Here is a 707-nt window from a genome sequence, read left to right as displayed (position 1 = left end):
TTTTGGGTTTGGCATCGTCTTGCCATTGCAATGCATCGTAAGGGCAACTGTCCTCGCAACTGCCGCAATAACCGTATAAGTTTTCGCAGCTGTTCGAGATAGTTGCAATCAAGCCTGTAGACTCTGTTTGGTTTGAAAGCGCCAATGTAGGACACGCCGACTTACACTCACCGCATAAATCACATGCTGAGTAGCTGATGTCTAACGCGGCCACGCCATCGACCATTTCAATGATTTGGCTTGGACATGCCGAAGCGCACTTACCGCATCCATCACACAGACGCGTGAACATCGATTCTTCCAGCGCATACGGAGGTCTCGCTTTAACACGAGGCTCTTGAGCTTGTTCAACTGGTGCACGACGGAACGAAAAACAACGCCGCTTGCTTAGATCAACCGATTCAGACTGGCGCATCCGAGTAATCTCTCTTTGCTGGCACAACGACTTGGTATTGCTCACTCAAAGATTGAAGTAATTCTTCAGTAAGGTTCGACAGTTTTGAGTAAGGCGTGAGAGTCACCGCTTTTTTGAAGCGTTTGTTGAAAAAACCAAACCACGTCATCAAGTGTTCGCGTAGCATTTCAGCCGCCAGTTTTTGCTGTTCAGTTTCAATCAACATGCCTAACACCATCAGCATCAAGCCGATTTGATCTTCTGGTTCACGTTGGTCAGATTCCAAAGAAAAACCACAACGCTGCAAAAAGTA

The 707-nt window shown here is 47.1% G+C and carries 2 protein-coding genes; both read right to left on the bottom strand.

All coding sequences use genetic code 11. From position 1 onward, the window contains the following. The coding region (locus R7Z77_RS25620) for a 4Fe-4S binding protein (RefSeq protein ID WP_318137085.1) at positions 1-415 on the bottom strand (415 nt) is incomplete at its 3' end. Next, positions 402-707: molecular chaperone (locus tag R7Z77_RS25615; RefSeq protein WP_318137084.1), on the bottom strand; the 306-nt coding region annotated here is incomplete at its 5' end. The genes R7Z77_RS25620 and R7Z77_RS25615, both read right to left, overlap by 14 nt.

The organism is Vibrio sp. 1401, from assembly GCF_033340295.1.
Note: the sequence above shows the minus strand (reverse complement) of the source record. Positions and strands in the feature narration are given on the sequence as shown.